Here is an 18,012-nt window from a genome sequence, read left to right on the forward strand (position 1 = left end):
CCAAAATGCGATATTGAGGGCCACAAGATGAGCAGCTCGACCAATCCGCCTTTCCGTTTCTCCCTACAGGATTATTTACCTGCCGAACGTCTCGAGGCGTGGCAGACCCAGTATTCGATTGCGGAGTTTTCTTTAACCACGCCGATTGATCCGATAATCGACTACCAGTTCATCGGCTACACGCTCGGCAACATCTCGGTCGGCAAATGGACCTACCATCATCCGGGGAGCGCGGCCGTGCCGCTGTCGTACGCGCTCAACCGTTCGGCGGCGTTCATTCGGCGAGACGGGATGGACAACTATTCGTTCAACCTGCGGGACGCAGGAAGCGTGCGCGGGGAGATCGACGGCCGGCCGGTGTTCGTCCAGCCCGGGGATATCCTCGTCGTCGACCAGGCTCGTCCTTATCACCGTGAAATCCAGGCAGGCGACGCAGTCACGCTGCTGGTCGCGCGCGACATGCTGCCGAGCCTGCCGTCGAGCGTCCACGGCACCATCTTCAGCGGCGGAATCAGCCAGCTCCTCGACAGCTATCTGCGAAGCCTGCTCGACAAGATCGGCACGCTGTCGCAGTCGGAAGCGCTGCATGCGGAGCAGGCGACGCTGAGCCTGGTGAAGGCGATGCTCAGCCCGACCGCTCAGGAGATCTCGAATGCACGCAACGAGTTGCTGTCGACCCTGTACGTGAAGATCAAGGAATACATCCGGCAGAACCTCGAATCACCGGACCTGTCGCCGGATCGAATCTGCAAGGAAATCGGCATCTCGCGCTCGAGTCTGTACCGGTTGTTCGAGCAGGACGGCGGGGTCGCGAATTACATCCGCAAGCGCCGCCTGCTCGCGATTCACCGCGCGCTGATGTCGCCCGAGAGCCCTCGCCACCGGATCGGCGATCTCGCATACCGGTACGGCTTCAACAGCAACACGCAGCTCAGCCGCGCGTTCAAGCTGGAGTTCGGTCACGCACCGAGCGAGACGCGCGTCGTCGCCGGGAACCCGCAGCATCGCCTGCAACGACACACGGATACCGACTACAGCGGCTGGCTCGCGCAGATTCGCTGAACCGCGCGGCAAACACAGCGCACGACGGCCCGGCGTGCGATGCACCGGGCCGTCGCGCCTCCTGCCGGGCGATCAGGCGAACGCTTCCACGGCCGCAGCCGTGTCCTCGAAGATCCGATAGTGGCGGATCACGTTGCCCTCGATGCGTGCAACGACGGCGAATTCGCTCTTGAAGGTCCGGCCCGTCTTGCGCACGCGATGCTGCATGTAGCCGTACGCGAACACATGGTCGTCAGCTTCCGCCCATTTGCGGATCTCGAACTGCTCGGTCTCGAACTGCTCGACCAGCGTGCCGAGCAGGCGTTCGACACCGGCCTTGCCGACGAAGCGCCCGTAGATCGGCAGGCTTTCGGGGCCCTGCGGCTCGAACACCGTCGCGTCGTCGATGACCTCGAGCGCGCCCGGTACGTCACCGGCGCCGACCTTCGAGAAGAACTGTTGCAGCGGATTGAGTGCCATACAAACCTCCATGAATGGTGAATGGCAAAGCGGGATTGTCGAGACCGGCTCCCGCCGCGATGCCGGTATATCGTCGTGTCGCCGGCTAGGCTTCGAGCAGCGCGAGCTTGCCGTCGACGTTCGCCCAGCGGGCCGCGTCGACCGGCGGCTGCTGGCTGCGCGTGATGCTCGGCCACGTCTTCGACAGCGTCGTATTCAATGCGACGAACGCGTATTGCGCCGCCGGCACTTCGTCGGCGGGAAAGATCGCGCCGACCGGGCATTCGGCACGGCACACGCCGCAGTCGATGCACTCGTCCGGGTCGATGACCAGGAAATTCGCGCCTTCGTGAAAGCAATCGACCGGACACACCTCGACGCAATCGGTGTAGCGGCATTTGATGCAGTTTTCCGTGATCACGTGTGCCATGTTCGGCTCCTGTCGAAAAGCCCGTGCGTCAGGAAGACGCCGGCACGGAGAGGCACAGCGATGCGGAGGCGAACAGCCGCTCGATCCACTCGCGCGTCTCGTCCGGGCTCGGCGTGCCGATGATCCCCGCGAGCGGGGTTTCGCGCGCCGAGTACGTGACATTCGATGCGAACGCGCGGCCCGTCTCGAGTTCGGCCCACGCGAGTACCGCCGGGCTCGTGCGGAATGGCTCGATGCCGGAGAACCCGTGGAATCGGCCGCCCTGCACGTGATGGCCCGGAAACACGAACCAGCCATGCCACAGCTGCTGCGCGAACGCGGTGCGTACCGGCAGGCTGGCCGGCTCGCCGATCAGCAATCGCAGTTCGACCGACGGCAGGTGGATGCCGGTGGCGAGCTCGAACGTCGCGACCACGTCCGCACCGCCGACCCGGTTGCCGACTTCGAGGAACACCAGCTCGCCGTCCTGTTCGATCGCCTCCAGGTGGAAGCTGCCCGTGTCGATGCGCACCGCGGCCAGCACGCGCTCGACCCAGCGCCGGGCCGTGTCGCTCAGCGCGAAATGGAACGAACCGAGCGGCTGGCCCGCCGCGTAGCCGAGACAGGTGCCCACATAGCGGCTCGCGGTGATCGCGCGTGGCGTGCCGTCCGCGACGATGCCGTCGAAATGCAGAATCGGGCCGTCGACGAATTCCTCCAGCTGAAAATCCTGGATTCTCGGCGCGTCCGAATCGAGCGCGGCGACGCCCGTGCGCCCCGCCGCCAACGCATCGACCAATGCGGCGGGCGTGTCGAACACGACGACGTCGGCACTCGACGCGCCGCTGTGCGGCTTCAGCACCGTCTTGCCGTGCCACGGCGTGTGCCCCTGCGCGTCGATCCACGTGCGCAACGGCAGGAAGCGCGGCACGCGCACACCGGCGTCGCGCACCGCCGCCTTCATTTTCACCTTGTCGCGCACCAGCATCACTTCATCGACCGATTTGCCGGCGATGCCGAATCGCGCCCGCAGCTTCGCCGCGTCGATCAATTCGTATTCCGACAAAGAAATCACGACGTCGAATCGTTGCGGACGGGCTTCGAGCCAGGCACTCGCCTCGTCGAACGCGGACGCGTCGCCGGCCCGCTCGACACGCGAGCAGCGCAGCTCCGCCGGAATCGTGTCGAGAATGTCGGGCTTGCCGAAATACGTGACGTCATGCCGATCGTGATCGATGCCGCGCGCATAGTCGATGCGCGGATAGGGCACGCGGTGCAATACGAGAATGTTCATCGCGGTCTCCGGACCAATGGATTGACGGTGGCGTCACGCCGCCGCGCGCACTTCACAGGCCGCATCGAGCGCAACCGGCCAGCTCGCGCGCAGCGTCGCGACGACGTCGCGAATATCAACGTCGCCCGGTTCGAGCGTGATGCAGGCGAGCGCGACGAAATCGGCGTTGTCGCGTGCGATCGCGTGAACGAAGCGCCGCTCCGCATGCAGCCATTCGAAGCCCTGCGATTGCAGCGCGCCGTCGCGCAAGCCGAGCGTGCGCACGGTGTCGGCGATCGCGTCACCGAGCGGGTCCGCGCCGGCACGCACGTCCTGCGGTGAAAACTGCCGGTCGTATGCGACCCCCAGCATCACCGCCGCGGCGAAGCGTGCAGGCGCCGGCAGCGTCACGGGCGGCGCGACGCCCCAGACCGTGTCGATCCACGCGTGGAACAGATCGACGCCGTAGGCCCAGCGCGCAAGCCACCAGATCTTCATGCCCGCCGGACGCCGGTTCGGTTCGACGACCGCGGCCTGCAACCCGTCGTCGCTGAGCTTGATCTCGTTGTGAAACGGGCCGTCGCGTTGTCCGACCAGCAGATTGGCGAGGCGACCGGCGCGCGTGAGCGTGTCCGCTTCGTGATCGGCGAGCCGCGACGGCAGGATCTGCGCAACCTCGACCGGATAGCGGCCGGTCGCGCTGACCTTCTCGGTCGTAAACGCCAGCGCCCCCAGGCCGTCGAACGAGAATTCGCGCGCGAACGGAATGAACGCTTCGCAGATCACGCCGCCCGCCAAATACGGCGCGACCTCGCCGAACGCGGCTTCCAGGCTGTCACCGTTGCGCACGACCACCACCCCGCGGTTGTTGCCCTCGCACGACGGCTTGACGACGAAGCCGCCCGGATGCGCGGCGGCGAAGCGCCGCAGATCGTCGACCGACGCCACCTCCGCATAGTCCGGCACCATCACGCGCTGCGCTTCGAGCAGCGCACGCACGCGGTGCTCCGCGACCCGATACGCGTGCTTGCTGAACGCACCGGCCGCGAGCGACGCGGAATCGACCGCCAGGCCGAGCCGCTCCAGCAGCGCGGCGCCCTGCTGGACAGCGTTGTCCGAGAACACGATACCGGCCCGCAGGTCGCCCGCGATGCCCGCGAGTTGCGCAACGGCGGCATCGACGAAGCCGTCCGCGAGCGGGTCGAGATCGATCACGTCGTCGCAGATCCGCCGGTCACGTTCGCTCGGGCCCGAACGGATCAGCACCGTCCGGGCGCCGTAGCGCTCGCGCGCGTGGCGTGCCAGGTGCGCGACGTCTTCCACCCGGCTCAGGTTGTAGTCGACGATCAACAGCGTCGATGCGGAACGAGCAGTCATGATCAGGCTCCCAGCGCGGGTTCGGCGACCCGGTAGTGCACAGTGATGGCATCCGCGGAAGCCGCGAGCAGCGCGTCGAGTTCGGCGTCGCGTTCCGCGCGGCTCATCGACCACAGCAACTGACCGAGAAATACTTCGCGCGATGCCGGGTCGACTTCGTCACCCGACTTCAGCAACACCTGCGTCACCACGGGCGCGCGCGGCAGCGGATTGAGCACGATCGACTCGATCCGCCCCGGCGACGCGAAGTAGACGCGGAAGACCGTCGCGTTCGGCCCCGATGCGCGGCCGTCGGCGCCATAGGCGAGGTGCGCGAGCGACGCACGCGCGGCATCGGCATCCAGCAGGAGCACCGCAAGCCACATGTCGAGCAGGCTCGCCGCGCCATTGAGCGCCTTCACGCTCGGCGAAATCAGGCTGCCGCCCACGCGCGGATTGATCTCGATCAGATCCCATCGTGCGCCGTCGAAACGGGCCTCGACATGGAAGCAGCCCCAGTCGAGCGCCAGGTGCGTGAACACCTTGCCAAGCCACGCGATGCCGGCCGCGCATTCATGCGCGGCGATCGATACCGGCGGGCTGGTGCAGCTGTCTTCCAGCACGGTGCCGTTCGCTTCGGTCAGCTCGCATTTCTCGTGAATCGCGACCACATGCAGACGCCCGTCGACCACCAGCACCTCGAAGCTGCACTCGGTTCCGCTCACGTACTCTTCCGCGATGAACCGGACGCCGTCGCCGAGCACCGACGCATAGACCGTGTCCGCCCGCGCTTCGGCCGCGATCGCCTCGAGCGTCGCCCAGGTCGTGTCGTGCGTGAGCCGGAAGGCGCCGTACGACGCGATCCCCTGCACCGGCTTCACGAAATAGTCGCCGCCCGTCGCCTGCAGCGCGCGCAGCACGTCCGGCGTGAGCGTGCGCGCGGTTCGGCTGGAGAGGCCCACCGCATGCAGCGCGTTGCGGACATGGAGCTTGTCGCGCAGCGATTCGACTTGTGCTGGGGCAAGATCCGCGACCCCCAGGCGCGCATTCGCATGGGCCATCAGCCCACGGTAGCCTTCCCATACCGAAATGCAGGCCCGCACCCGCACGCCGCGCGCCTGCAACGCGTCGAGCGTGCGGTCGACCTCCTCCTCCGACAGCTCGTGCGCGTCGCCCGCATGGACGCCGGCCGCCAGCGCGCGGAGCGCGTCGAGGCGCCCCGCGTGCTCCGGCAGCGGCCGGGAAGTCAGGACGTACGCGTGCAATTGCCGCTGGCCGATCGCCGCGACCAGATCCTCGACGAACGAATAACCGCAGTGACTCAGAATCAGAACGCCATCAGCCAGCATGTCGGCTCTCCCGTCAGGCTGCCGCCTTCAGCGTCGACGCAATCTTGTCGTCGTACAGTTCCTTGAAGTACAGCGCGAGAACCGTCTGGTGTTCGCCCAGATAGCGCTTCAGCGCCGCGATGTCATCGTCGTCGCGCAGCAGGTAGCGGATCGCCGCCCACACTTCGCCCGGATGGTCGTCGTTGATGTCGGTGTGCGAATGCGCGATCTGCCCGCCGATGTTCTGCTCGCCGACCGAATCCTTCAGCGCCTCGATCTTGCGCGGCTCGAGTTTCACGTTCACGTACTCGACCAGATACGAGTACGCCACGACACCGAGCGGGCCCTCGTGATCGAGCAGATACGAGAAGTAGCCGGTCAGCAGCTTCGTCGACAGGTACGGCTCCGTCGCGAGAAACGCGTCGCGCGTGACGCCGGCGCGCTCGAGATCCTGGATGAACAGGTCGTCGTGCAGCATTTCCTCGCGCTCGTAGTTCGCCCAGATCTGCGCCGCTTCCGGGCTGCGCTTCGCGATCTCGGCGAGCGCCTTCGATTCGGACACGCGCAGCAGCCGGATGCGCCACGCCGTTTCGATCAGGTGACGACGGTAGTACTCGCTGTCGACGGTCTTGCCTTCGAGGTGCGCGGCGTACGGCACGGTGTCGTACCACGTGTCGATCTGACGATCGATCAGCGCATCGATCTCGCCGCGCAACTGCGCGCCTGCGGCTGCATTCAGGAACGGCGTACGGTGCTCGAGACCGGCGTTTTTCACACGATTACTCATAAGAAATCCTATATAAATGACGTGGAGACAGGCATGGAACGCAACGTTGATGGATTCAGCCGTCGGACGTGGCGACCTGCACGGTCGCCGCGCCGGTCAGCCGGCATTGACACGCGAGCCTGAAGCGCTCGTCCGGATATCCGAGCGTGTGGAGAAAGGCCGTTTCTTCCACTTGCCGGCTGCCGAGATTGGGCAGGCCGTCCAGGACTTCGATGACACAGGCGCCGCACGCACCCGCCCGGCAGCCGAACGGAATCGATTCCTGTCCGTGCAGCTCGAAGTCGAGCTCCGTCAGCGCGGCGCGATCCGGAAGCCATACTTCGATACCCTGCGGCAGCAACGTCAGTCTGTGCATCGCTTCATCCTCCGTGTCCGTCCGGGCCGCCGTCACCTGCGAACGCAGCAGCGAGCCCGGTGCACGTAATGTATGAAAAGCGCGGCCGTCACCGTTAGCGTTTTTGTCCCAACAAACCGACGATTCGTTTCTGTGCAACCGCCCGCGCCGAATGCCGCGTGGATGGGACGCACTGTCAATCCATTGAGACGCGCCGGCTAACCGTCGTGCATCGCGTTCAGTACATTTCCCTTCATCGTCGGCTTCGCCGCGCGGCCTTGGCGCCGGTGTCCGCCATCAGCGGAGTCGTATGGTCCGCAATCCCTCCCATCCCGAGACTGGAGCGACAAGCATGTCTACGCAAGCGATTCAAGCAGCAGCGCAGCACCTGATCCACGCGGCACACGGCCCCGAAACGGCCGACGTTCCGCGCTGCAATACGCTCGACGCACAGAAGCGCCTGAACGCGTTCTACCTGCGCGAACTCGCGCCGCCGAGCGCATACGACACGATTCCGCAACCGTCGGAATACGACGAGATCGTGGCGCTGGAAAGCGAGTGGAATCTTCACGAGGAATCGCGTCTCGACCTGTCCGGGCTGCCCGAGAACGCCGAACAACTCGAAGAGTGGTACTACACGCTGCGTCGCACGAATCGCGAAGCCGTCGCGCCGTTCTTCCGCTTTCTCGCAGAGGAAGCGTCGCTCGAACAGCTCGCGTTCTACGTCTGCCTCGAAGCGCAGGTCGACGGACGCTTCGACGACACGATCGCGCTGTCGCAGATCGGCATGCTGGGCGACATGAAGCTCGCGGTCGCGGAGAACTTCTGGGACGAAATGGGGCTCGGCGAGCTGGAAGGCATGCACACGCTGCTGTTCGGCAAGGCCGAGCCGCATTTCCGGCAGTACCTGCAGCGCTTCGATCCGTCGATCCTGTCGTCGGCGCTCGCGCTGAAGAACGGCAACCTGCTGTCGATGTACGCGCTGCGTCGCTGGTACGTGGTCCGTCTGCTCGGCACGCTGACGCTGCTCGAGGACACGGTGCCGTACCGCTTCTCGAAGATGGTGAAGGGCATGCGCCGCCACCAGGTGCCCGAGGAAGTCATCGCCTACCACGTGCTGCACACGAAGATCGACGTGGTGCACGGCAACAGCCTGGTGAAGCGCGTGCTGCTGCCGCTCGCGACGCAGAACCCGGCCGCGATCCGGGACATCTGCATCGGCTGCCTGATCCGCTTCAACGTCGAGAAGGACTACTACGAAGGCGCCGGCCAGGTGATGGAGAACATGCGCCAGTCGCTGCAGTAACGCGGCCGCGCGGGCTACCCCACGCGCCTGGCCGTTTCCCGGGGCGGTCCGCGCGACCCGCGTGCGCCGCCCCGCCTGCTTTCTTCATGCCGGTTCGCCACCCGTCACCATCATGAGCCTCGAACAACTGTCTCCGCTCCAGCGCGCCCCGCAGACCCACGCGGCGCCCGCCCACGCCACGCTGACGCGCCCCGTCACGCTGCTGTTCGCGACGACGGCGGGATTCGCCGTCGCCAACGTCTACTACGCGCAGCCGTTGCTCGACACGCTCGCGCACCAGTTCGACATCTCGCGCGCCGCCATCGGCGGCGTCATGACGATCACGAGCATCTGCTACGGGCTCGGCCTCCTCCTCCTCGTTCCGCTCGGCGATCTGTGGGATCGGCGCCGGATGATCCTGATCCAGTCGGTCGTCTGCGCGCTCGCGCTGCTGTCGATCGCCACCGCCACGCGCGCATCCGTGCTGTTCGCCGGCATGGCGCTGATCGGCTTTCTGAGCGTCGTCACCCAGGTGCTAGTTTCGTTCGCGGCCGGGCTCGCCGAACCGGCGGAACGCGGGCAGGTCGTCGGCACCGTGACGAGCGGCATCGTGCTCGGCATCCTGCTCGCGCGCACGTTCTCGGGCGCGATCGCCGACCTCGCGGGATGGCGCGCGGTGTATTTCACGTCGGCCAGCGTCATGCTGCTGCTCGCCGTCGTCCTGTCGCGCGTCCTCCCGCACCATCGCCTTCCGGGTGTCGCCGAGCCGTACCCGCGCCTGATCGCGTCGGTATTCGCCCTCTTCGCGCAGGAGCGCGTGCTGCGTGTGCGCGCCTTCATCGCTTTCCTGCATTTCGCGGCCGCCATGACGCTGTGGACGCCGATGGTGCTGCCGCTCAGCGCACCGCCGCTGTCGCTGTCGCACACGGAGATCGGGCTGTTCGGGCTCGCGGGCGCGGCCGGCGCGCTCGGCGCCTCGCGCGCCGGCCGTCTCGCCGATCGCGGCCTCGCGCAATGGACGTCCGGCATCGGGCTCGCGCTGATGCTCGTGTCATGGCTGCCCACCGCGCTCATGATGCATTCGCTCGCGGCGCTCGTCGTGGGCGTCGTCGCGTTCGACCTCGGCCTGCAAGCGGTGCACGTGACCAACCAGAGCCTGATCTACGGCGTGCGCCCCGACGCACGCAGCCGCCTGACGGCCGGCTACATGCTGCTCTACGCCGCCGGCTGCGCGTCCGGCTCGATCGCGTCGACCTACGTGTATGCGCGCTTCGGCTGGGCCGGCGTCTGTACGCTCGGCGCCGCGTTCAGCGCGACCGCGCTGCTGTTCTGGTATGCGACGTTGCGCCCGCGCGCGTGATGTCCGTTTCTTTCCTCCACCCACCCCACTGACAGCATGGACGCCAAACTCTCACACGACCTCGTCGGCATCGAAGCGGTTCTGCAGCGTACCCTCGATCACGCGCTCGACGTGCTGGACCGCATCGACGAGCGCCCGGCCGCGCTCGCGCCACCCGCTGCCGTGCCGCAACCGCTGCCGGCCCGAGGCCCCGGCTTCGACGCGGCGCTCGACGATTTCCTGGCGCGCTGGGCGCCCGGATTCTCCGGAAGCGCCGGCGCGCGCTACCTCGGCTTCGTGACAGGCGGCGCAACGCCCGCCGCGCTCGCCGGCGACTGGCTGACGAGCGTGTATGACCAGAACCCGACGGCCGGCATCGACAGCTCGGCCCCCGATCTCGAGCGCGAAACCGTCGCACGGCTGCGCGAGTTGTTCGGATTGTCGGATGCGCAGCAGGGCGTGCTCGTCAGCGGCGCGACGATGTCGAACCTGGTCGGGCTCGCCATCGGCCGCGAATGGCTGGGCGAACGCTGCCCTGAGCATGTCGACATCGCGGAGGATGGCGTGGGCATGCTGCCGCCGATCCGCGTGCTGTCCGGCACCCCGCACTCGAGCATCTACAAGGCGCTGTCCGTGCTCGGCATCGGGCGTCGCGCGGTACAGAAGATCCCGACGCTGAAGGACCGCGAGGCGATCGACGTCGACGCGCTCGAGGCTGCGCTGCAGCGCTTCGAGGGCGAGCCGGTGATCGTCGTCGCGAACGCCGGCACCGTCAATACCGTCGACTACGACGCGCTGCAGGCGATCGCCGCGCTCCGTTCGCGCTATCCGTTCTGGCTGCACGTCGATGCGGCGTTCGGCGCGTTCGCCGCGCTGTCGCCCGATCACGCCGCGCTCGTGCGCGGCCTCGACGACGCCGATTCGATCTGCATCGACCTGCACAAGTGGCTGAACGTGCCGTACGACGCCGCGGTGCAGTTCAGCCGCCGGCGCGACCTGCAGGTGCGGGTCTTCCAGAACAGCTCCGCCTACCTGGGCGTGCCAACCGACAATCCGGACTTCGTCCACCTGACGCCGGAGAATTCGCGCCGGCTGCGCGCGCTGTCCACCTGGTTCGCGCTTGCCGCGTACGGCCGCGACGGCCATGCGGAAATCGTCCGGCGCAACATTGCGCTCGCGCACCGGCTCGGCAGGCAGATCGCCGAGCAGCCGGGCCTTGCGTTGCTGGCGCCGACCCGCGTCAACGTCGTCTGCTTCACGCTTGCCGAGCAGCCCGACGAGGCACGCGTCAACGCGTACATGCGCGCGGTGCGCGATCTCGGCGACGTCTTCATCACGACGACGGTGCATGCGGGCACCTGGGGCCTGCGCGCCGCGTTCTGCAACTGGCGTACCGACGAGCGCGATGTCGACCGCGTGTTCGAGTCGCTGGTCAGCGCACTCGGAGCCGTGCGATGAGCGCCCCGATCGACGCCACGCGCGCGGAACGGTGGACGCTGCTGGCGATCGGCGTGGCCAGCCTCGCGCTCGTCGGCGGCGCACTGTGGATCCAGCTGGCGTGGCAGGAGGAACCGTGCCCGCTGTGCATCATCCAGCGCTACCTGTTCCTGCTGATCGCCCTGTGCGCGTTCGTGGCCGCAGCAGGCGGGCGCCGCGTCGCGTTGCTGCGCGCACTCTCGCTGGCGGCTGCGCTGGCCGGTGCGGCGGTCGCGATACGGCACATCTACGTGCAGGCTCACCCGGGGTTCAGTTGCGGCTTTGATGCGTTGCAGCCGGTGGTCGACAGCCTGCCTCCGGCGCACTGGCTGCCGCTGGTCTTCAAGGTCGGCGGGTTGTGCGAAACGCTGTATCCGCCGATTCTCGGGCTGTCATTGCCGATGTGGGCGCTGGTGGGGTTCGCCGCGATTGCGGCAGCGCTCGGCTGGCGGATACGTGCGCAAGCGGTCATCCGAACCGCCTGATTCCTCCCTCTGACGTGCGGACGCGCGGTGTGATCGAGCGACACCCGTGTCCGCACACCGCCGTCGAACACACCATGACATTCAAAGTCGCACTGACGCAAAGCGGCCGGCAATTCCAGGTCGAATCGGACGAAACCGTGCTGGCGGCCGCGCTGCGCCAGAACGTCCCTCTGCCGTACGGCTGCAAGAACGGCGCGTGCGGCACCTGCAAAGGCCGGATCGTGTCGGGCCAGATCGAACAGGGCCCGCACGCCGCGTCGGCACTGTCCAACGACGAACGCACGCGCGGCCTCGCGCTGCTGTGCTGCTCGAAGGCGCAGTGCGATCTCGAAATCGACGTGCGTGAAATCGCCGGCGTCGACGGCGTGCAGGTCAAGAAGCTGCCGTGCCGGATCGCCGCACTCGAGCGCAAGGCCGACGACGTGATGGTCGTGAAGCTCCAGCTGCCCGCCAACGAACGCCTGCAGTATCTCGCGGGCCAGTACGTCGAGTTCATCCTGAAGGACGGCTCGCGCCGCAGCTACTCGATGGCGAACGCACCGCACGAGGAAGGCCCGATCGAGCTGCACATCCGCCATATGCCGGGCGGCAAGTTCACCGACCATGTGTTCGGCGCAATGAAGGAGCGCGACATCCTGCGCTTCGAAGGCCCGCTCGGCACCTTCTTCCTGCGTGAAGACTCCGACAAGCCGATCGTGCTGCTGGCATCGGGCACCGGCTTCGCGCCGATCAAGGCGATCGTCGAGCATGTGAAGCACTCGGGCATCACGCGCCCGATGACGCTCTACTGGGGCGCACGCCGCAAGAAGGACATCTATCTCGACGAGCTCGCCGAGCAGTGGGCGCGCGAGATCCCGAACTTCAAGTACGTGCCGGTGCTCTCCGAGCCTGACGCCGGCGACCAGTGGACGGGTCGCACCGGCTTCGTCCATCGCGCGGTGATCGAGGACCTGCCCGATCTGTCGGGCCACCAGGTGTATGCATGCGGCGCGCCGGTGATGATCGAATCCGCGCAGCGCGACTTCATTCAACACCATCGGTTGGCGGACGGCGAGTTTCTGGCGGATGCGTTCACGACATCGATGCCGATGGTCGTGTAACCGGATCGAGGCGCCGGTCAGCCCGCCACTCGAATCAATAAGAAGGTGGGCTGCCAAGCGCCTGAAGTGAAGTGGCGTTCGAATCCCCTCAATGCGACTACAACGACATCGGGATGTCGATCGAACACTGTGTCAATTGCCTCCACGTTCCCGCATCGATCCCTCCTTTCCATCAAGACGACCCAAATTTCGTCATTGATTCGCGGAATCCCGTCGTTAAATCAAAAACGACCAATCGGATAACCGATAACATCCTGTTGCCGATCAATAGCGCTCGCGAACACTGCAATCCGCGCTTCCCGGAAATAGATAAAATCCGCTTGCCGAGGTAGGTAAAATCCCACTTGTGTCTGCTCACTCGTCACATCAAGGTGACGAAAAAATATTCGAACAGACCGACGTGTGTTCCGTCCGGATGACACAGCGATACACGGCTGCTACGCGGCCACCGTTCGCGAGAATGACAGAATGAAGGAGACACCGGCAGCCCTCAACGGGCGGCCCGCCCCATCTTCAGCACGCAGACCGGCAAGCCCATGCGCTACATACCGCTTGTCCAATATATTGTTCATCGCTATTGGTCGCATTTCAAATAAAGAGAATGTCCAATTCCCCACCCGATCTACGCCAGTGGTACTACTTCGTGGCCGTTGCCGAGGAGCGGCACTTCGGCCGGGCTGCCGTGCGCCTTTCAATTACCCAACCCCCGCTCTCGCAGGCTATCCGTTCGCTGGAGCGGGAGCTCGGCGTAGTCTTGTTCGCGCGTACGAACCGGACGGTTGCGCTCACCCCGGTCGGCGAGGCATTGCTCCCCGAAGTGCGCAAACTGCTCGCCGAGGCCGAGGCGCTTCCCCGGCTCGCGCAGAGTCTCGCGCGCGGTGAAACCGGGAAACTGTCATTCGCTTTCGTGTCGATTGCCGACTACGGGCTCCTGCCGTCGCTGCTGCGCGAATTCGGTGCCCGCTATCCGCTGGTGCGGCTGCAACTCACCGAAGCGACGAGCGACGTGCAGATCGATGCGCTGGCCGCAGGCCACATCGACGCGGGCCTGATCGTCCCGCCCGTACCGCCACGCTATGCGGCCGAACTATCGTATCTGCCGGTCGTGAGCGAGCCGCTCGTGCTCGCGATTCCGGCTGCCGCGTCGAACGCGCCCGAGGATGTCCCCATTCATCTGCCGGACGTCGCGGCGCTTCCGCTCGTGATTTTCCCGCGGCATCTCGCGCCGGCTTTCTACGACACCATTATGGAGTGCTACAGTTCCGTCGGCATTGTCCCGCGCATTGGCCAGGAAGCGATCCAGATGCAGACGATCGTCAGCCTCGTTTCCGCCGGCATGGGGGTCGCCGTGGTTCCGCAATCGCTGCGCAACCTGCGACGGACGGGCGTCGTCTATCGTCCGCTGGCACACGGGCCATCGACCGTTGAAACGGGCCTCGTGTGGCGGAAAGACGATATCGGGCCCGTCCTCGCCAGCTTCATCAACATCGTGCGGACACTCGCGCCTCACACGACGCACATCTGAGCGCGTCGAGCGTCAACGCGCGAGCCTGATTCGCCGGCCGCTTGCGGTTCGGGCAACGGGTGCGCGTCGATCATGCAGCCGCGCGCCCCCGTCTCCAGCAACTGCGAGGACGCCGTCGCCTGCCCGCGCGCGTCGGCGGACAGGCCATGACGCCGACGGCCGGTCAGGCCTTGCCGTGCCCCTGCGATCCCGGGCCCGACGAGAACTCGCGCACGCCGTCGCGATTGATGCCGAAGCCGAGGCCCGGCGCATCGGGCAGCGCCAGCGTCCCGTTCTGCTCGGCCGGCAGGCCGGTAAACAGGTTCCGGCAGATCTCGACCGCGACGACGTGCCACTCGACCGAGCCGCCATTCGCGAGCCCGCCGTGCAGGTGCATGTTGTGGAACGGGAACGTACCGCCGTTGTCGATGGGCACGCCGAACGCCTGCGCGAGCGCGGCCGCGCGCGTCGCCACCGAGAAGCCGCCGCACACGCACACGTTCGGCTGCAGGATGTCGACGGACTCGTTGACGAGGAAATCCCGGAACCGGAACAATTGCCCCTCGCTCTGCCCGGTCGCGACCGGAATGCCGCCGCGCTTTCTCAGGTCGGCGAGCTTGGCGGGGTCGTTGTCCGCGATCGGCTCCTCGAAGAAGCCGATGTCGCAATCGGCCACGCGCTCGGCGAGCCGCAGCGCGTGGTAGTGATCGAGCCCGCAATTCGCGTCGATGTAGATCTCGGCGGCGTCGCCCACCGCGTCGCGCACGGCGCGCACGCGCGCCACGTCGTCCGCGACGACCTGCTCGAGCGGCCGTCCTTCGTTGCGGCGCGCGAGCGCGTGATAGCCGACGATCATCTTGATGCGGCGATGCCCGGCGGCGACGAGTGCGCGCGCGGCATGCACGAGTTCCGCGCGCTCGACCGACGCGAACCCGAACGTCGTGTAGAGCGGCACCACCGGGCGCGCGCCGCCGAGCATCTTCCATACCGGCATGCCGGCGATCTTGCCGATCGCGTCCCAGACCGCGATGTCTATCGCGGAAATCACGTGCCCCGCGTAGCCGGTCTGCCCGCGCGGGCACAGCAGCCAGACCAGCTTGTCGAGAATGCGCTCGCGCTCGACGATGTTCATCCCGACCAGGTTCGGCGCGGCGACGTGGTCGATCGCCGCGGCCACGACGGCCTCGTCGGTAATCGCCGTGAAGCCGTGGCCGACCACGCCCTGCGACGTCTCGATCTCGACGATCACGCCCGACAGTCTGCCGGACAGCCGGACGCCGGCAATCTCCGCGTCGCCGCGCGCGAACACCGGTGTCGCGGTGATTTTCTCGATGGTGTGCTGCATGTCTTCTCCGTTTTTTTCGATGGTGACTACAGGACTGCGTCGGGCCGCGTCGTCGCGCGGCATCACCGGCCCTCCGCGCGACGCAGCACGAACGTGAGCCCGATGCCGGTCAGCAGCCCCCAGAACGCGCCGCCGATGCCGAGGAACGCATGGCCGGCCATCGTCACGAGGAAGGTCAGGATCGCCGCTTCGCGCGCGTCCTTGTCGGTGAATGCGTTGAGCAGCGCACCGCCGAGCGCGTTCATCAGCGCGAGGCCGGCGACGGCCTCGATGATGATCGGCGGCGCGACCGCGATGAACAGCGTCGCGGCGCTCGCCGCGAGCCCGTACACGATGTATGCGGCGCCGCAGACGATGCCGGCCCAGTAGCGCCGCGATTCGTCGGGGCCGGCCTCCTCGCCCGCGCACAATGCGGCGGTAATCGCGGCCAGCCCGATCGGCGGCCCGCCGAACGGCGCGGCGACCAGGCTGCACAGCCCCGTGGCGGTAAACAGCCTCGACGCTTCGGGCCGGTAGCCGTTGACGTTGAGCACCGCGACGCCCGGGATGTTCTGCGACGCCATCGTCACGATGAACAGCGGCACCGCGACGCTCACCATCGTCGACGCCGAGAACACCGGCCCGACGAGCGCGAGATGCGGCAGCATGCCGGCCGCGCCCACGCCGCCCGTGCGCGCGATGAACGCGATCACGACCAGCGTCGCGACTGCCGCGCACGGCACCGCGAGGATCTTGCGGACCCGCATCATCACGACCCAGACGAGCAGGATCGGCGCGACGTACAGCGGATACTGCGCGATCGCATGCACCGGCGCGACGCAGAGGTTCAGGATGATCCCCGCGAGCATCGCGTTGGCGATCGGCAGCGGAATCTTCGAGATCGCGCGGCCGAGCGGTCGCCACAGCCCGGCCAGCGTCAGCAGCACGCCGGTCAGCACGAGCGCGCCGACCGCGGCCGGATAGCCGCCCTTCACCGCGCCCAGGCCGAGCAGCAGCGCCGCGCCGGGCGTCGACCAAGCGACGCTGACGGGCATCCGGGTCCGGTAGCTGAGCACGATGCCGGCCAGCCCCATCACGATCGAGACGGCCATCAGGCCCGACGCGGCCTGCGCGCGCGTCGCGCCAACGTTCGTCAGCGCATTCACGATCAGCGTGAACGTCGACGCGAAGCCGACGAACGACGCCAGCGCGCCCGCACCGGCTGCGCGCGCCGAGAAGCCGCGTTCGGTTTTCATTTCCGCGATACTGCTCATCTGTCCTCCGGGGAATGGATTCGATGCGGTGGCCCCGTCAGCGCGCGTCGCGCGTCGGCTCGCCGCATTCCTGGTTCAGCGTTCCCGCGTGATACGCGGCGAGGAACGCGTCGAAGTTGCCGATCTGCGTGCGCTCCAGGTCGGCCTGCCGACCCAGCGACTCGGCCGCCGTTGCGTCGAAGCGCACCTGCACGTCGGGCGGCAGCGGCCGTGCGCGAAACGCTTCGGTATGCGCGAGCGACTGCCGCATCCCGAATGCGAAGCACGCGCCGCGCGGATCGCCACGCAGCGCGCACAGCGCATCGAGCACGTGCGCCGACGGCGTCGCCCGCGGATCGTCGAGCTTCGCGTATTGCGCGTCGAGCGCGGCGGTCGTGCGGGTGTCGCCGCGTTGCAGGTCCAGCACGCCGGCTGCCTCGTTGATGCGCGCAAGCAGTTCGTGCGCCCAGGTACGCAGTGCCACGCGTTCGTCGCCGCGCTGCAGCTCGAGCCCCGGACGCCGCCCTTCCCGCGCGACCGTCGCGAAGTTGCGCCGGCACGTGTCCCGCTCGGCGCCCGCGAAGCACGGGCTGTCGTCGAGCGCGCAGAACAGCAGGAATGCGTCGACGAAGCGCAGCGTCGTCTCGGCGACGCCGTGCGGCGCGAACGGGTCGATGTCGAGGCAACGCACCTCGACGTATTCGACGCCGCGGCTGCGCAGCGCATCGAGCGGCCGCTCGCCGCTGCGCACCGTGCGCTTGGGGCGAATCGACGAATAGAACTCGTTCTCCATCTGCAGCAGGTGCGTGCTGAGCTGCAGCCACTCGCCGTCGCGCTTCGCGCCGATCGCCTGGTACTCGGGGCACGGCTGCGCGACCGCGCGCGCGAGCCCTTCCAGGTAGGCCGGCAGGTTGTCGAGGCACGGCGCGAAAGCACCCTGCACGCGGTTCTGGTAGCCGAGGTCGCTCATGCGCAGGCTGGTCGCGTACGGCAGGTACAGCGTCTGCGCATCGAACGCGTCGAGCCCGTGCCGGTCGCCCGCGACGAAGCCCGCGCACAGCGCCGGCGATGCGCCGAACAGGTACAGCAGCAGCCAGCCATAGCGATGGAAATTGCGGATCAGCGCGAGATAGCCCGCCGAGCGGGCGTCGCGCGCGTCGCGGCCGGCCTGCCCGCACCCGTCGCGCACCTCGCGCAGCAGCGGCCACACGGCATCGGCGAGCGAATAGTTGTAGTGAATCCCGGCGATGCACTGCATC

17 protein-coding genes are annotated in these 18,012 nt (G+C 67.2%); 7 read left to right on the plus strand and 10 right to left on the minus strand.

Going from position 1 to position 18,012, the window contains the following annotated elements; all coding sequences use genetic code 11:
* The first annotated feature begins 27 nt into the window (after nt 1-27).
* The gene (locus G3N99_RS05685) at nt 28-1,062 is read left to right on the plus strand and encodes a helix-turn-helix domain-containing protein (RefSeq protein WP_206121878.1); all 1,035 of its coding nucleotides are present in this window, start codon (nt 28-30) and stop codon (nt 1,060-1,062) included.
* Between the two features lie 72 nt (nt 1,063-1,134).
* Here the strand turns inward: G3N99_RS05685 and G3N99_RS05690 are convergent, their stop codons facing one another.
* The 7 genes from G3N99_RS05690 to G3N99_RS05720 all read right to left on the minus strand — a co-directional run bounded on the left by G3N99_RS05690 (nt 1,135) and on the right by G3N99_RS05720 (nt 7,008).
* On the minus strand, nt 1,135-1,521 hold the full coding sequence (locus tag G3N99_RS05690) for a nuclear transport factor 2 family protein (protein ID WP_241011492.1): 387 nt from the start codon (nt 1,519-1,521) through the stop codon (nt 1,135-1,137).
* An 85-nt stretch (nt 1,522-1,606) separates the two neighbouring features.
* On the minus strand, nt 1,607-1,930 hold the full coding sequence (gene fdxA, locus G3N99_RS05695) for a ferredoxin FdxA (protein WP_174939520.1): 324 nt from the start codon (nt 1,928-1,930) through the stop codon (nt 1,607-1,609).
* Between the two features lie 28 nt (nt 1,931-1,958).
* Nucleotides 1,959-3,203, minus strand: coding sequence for an ATP-grasp domain-containing protein (locus G3N99_RS05700; RefSeq protein WP_206121879.1), 1,245 nt, complete (start codon nt 3,201-3,203; stop codon nt 1,959-1,961).
* Between the two features lie 33 nt (nt 3,204-3,236).
* A complete protein-coding gene (locus G3N99_RS05705) occupies nt 3,237-4,559 on the minus strand; it encodes an ATP-grasp domain-containing protein (protein WP_174939516.1) in 1,323 nt (440 codons plus the stop codon).
* A gap of 2 nt (nt 4,560-4,561) precedes the next feature.
* Nucleotides 4,562-5,887 (minus strand): ATP-grasp domain-containing protein, encoded by a 1,326-nt coding sequence (locus G3N99_RS05710; protein WP_174939514.1) that lies wholly within the window; start codon nt 5,885-5,887, stop codon nt 4,562-4,564.
* 13 nt (nt 5,888-5,900) lie between these two features.
* A complete protein-coding gene (locus G3N99_RS05715) occupies nt 5,901-6,653 on the minus strand; it encodes a hypothetical protein (protein WP_174939512.1) in 753 nt (250 codons plus the stop codon).
* Between the two features lie 55 nt (nt 6,654-6,708).
* On the minus strand, nt 6,709-7,008 hold the full coding sequence (locus G3N99_RS05720; protein ID WP_174939510.1) for a 2Fe-2S iron-sulfur cluster-binding protein: 300 nt from the start codon (nt 7,006-7,008) through the stop codon (nt 6,709-6,711).
* A 331-nt stretch (nt 7,009-7,339) separates the two neighbouring features.
* On the opposite strand from G3N99_RS05720, the gene G3N99_RS05725 reads away from it, so the two are divergent.
* The 6 genes from G3N99_RS05725 to G3N99_RS05750 all read left to right on the plus strand — a co-directional run bounded on the left by G3N99_RS05725 (nt 7,340) and on the right by G3N99_RS05750 (nt 14,197).
* Nucleotides 7,340-8,293 (plus strand): iron-containing redox enzyme family protein, encoded by a 954-nt coding sequence (locus G3N99_RS05725; protein ID WP_174939508.1) that lies wholly within the window; start codon nt 7,340-7,342, stop codon nt 8,291-8,293.
* A 112-nt stretch (nt 8,294-8,405) separates the two neighbouring features.
* Nucleotides 8,406-9,632: an MFS transporter gene (locus G3N99_RS05730; protein ID WP_174939506.1), complete on the plus strand. Its 1,227-nt coding sequence runs from the start codon at nt 8,406-8,408 to the stop codon at nt 9,630-9,632.
* Between the two features lie 36 nt (nt 9,633-9,668).
* The gene (locus G3N99_RS05735) at nt 9,669-11,069 is read left to right on the plus strand and encodes a pyridoxal-dependent decarboxylase (RefSeq protein WP_174983939.1); all 1,401 of its coding nucleotides are present in this window, start codon (nt 9,669-9,671) and stop codon (nt 11,067-11,069) included.
* Entirely contained in the window at nt 11,066-11,572 is a 507-nt protein-coding gene (locus G3N99_RS05740; RefSeq protein WP_206121880.1) for a disulfide bond formation protein B, read from the plus strand. The genes G3N99_RS05735 and G3N99_RS05740 overlap by 4 nt, the downstream gene beginning before the upstream one ends.
* 74 nt (nt 11,573-11,646) lie before the next feature.
* Nucleotides 11,647-12,672 carry a CDP-6-deoxy-delta-3,4-glucoseen reductase gene (locus G3N99_RS05745; RefSeq protein ID WP_206121881.1) on the plus strand — a complete coding sequence of 342 codons (1,026 nt, stop codon included), beginning with the start codon at nt 11,647-11,649 and terminating at the stop codon, nt 12,670-12,672.
* 601 nt (nt 12,673-13,273) lie between these two features.
* Nucleotides 13,274-14,197, plus strand: coding sequence for a LysR family transcriptional regulator (locus G3N99_RS05750; protein ID WP_174939498.1), 924 nt, complete (start codon nt 13,274-13,276; stop codon nt 14,195-14,197).
* Nucleotides 14,198-14,360: 163 nt separating this feature from the next.
* On the opposite strand, the gene G3N99_RS05755 is transcribed toward G3N99_RS05750, so the two are convergent.
* From G3N99_RS05755 to gshA, 3 genes are all read right to left on the minus strand, one after another.
* The gene (locus tag G3N99_RS05755) at nt 14,361-15,521 is read right to left on the minus strand and encodes a mandelate racemase/muconate lactonizing enzyme family protein (RefSeq protein ID WP_174939496.1); all 1,161 of its coding nucleotides are present in this window, start codon (nt 15,519-15,521) and stop codon (nt 14,361-14,363) included.
* A gap of 62 nt (nt 15,522-15,583) precedes the next feature.
* Nucleotides 15,584-16,774, minus strand: coding sequence for a benzoate/H(+) symporter BenE family transporter (locus G3N99_RS05760; RefSeq protein ID WP_174954553.1), 1,191 nt, complete (start codon nt 16,772-16,774; stop codon nt 15,584-15,586).
* Between the two features lie 37 nt (nt 16,775-16,811).
* A partial coding sequence (gene gshA, locus G3N99_RS05765; RefSeq protein WP_206121882.1) for a glutamate--cysteine ligase occupies nt 16,812-18,012 on the minus strand: 1,201 nt, incomplete at its 5' end.

This window comes from Burkholderia sp. Ac-20392, assembly GCF_017104585.1.
Classification (GTDB): Bacteria; Pseudomonadota; Gammaproteobacteria; order Burkholderiales; family Burkholderiaceae; genus Burkholderia; species Burkholderia lata.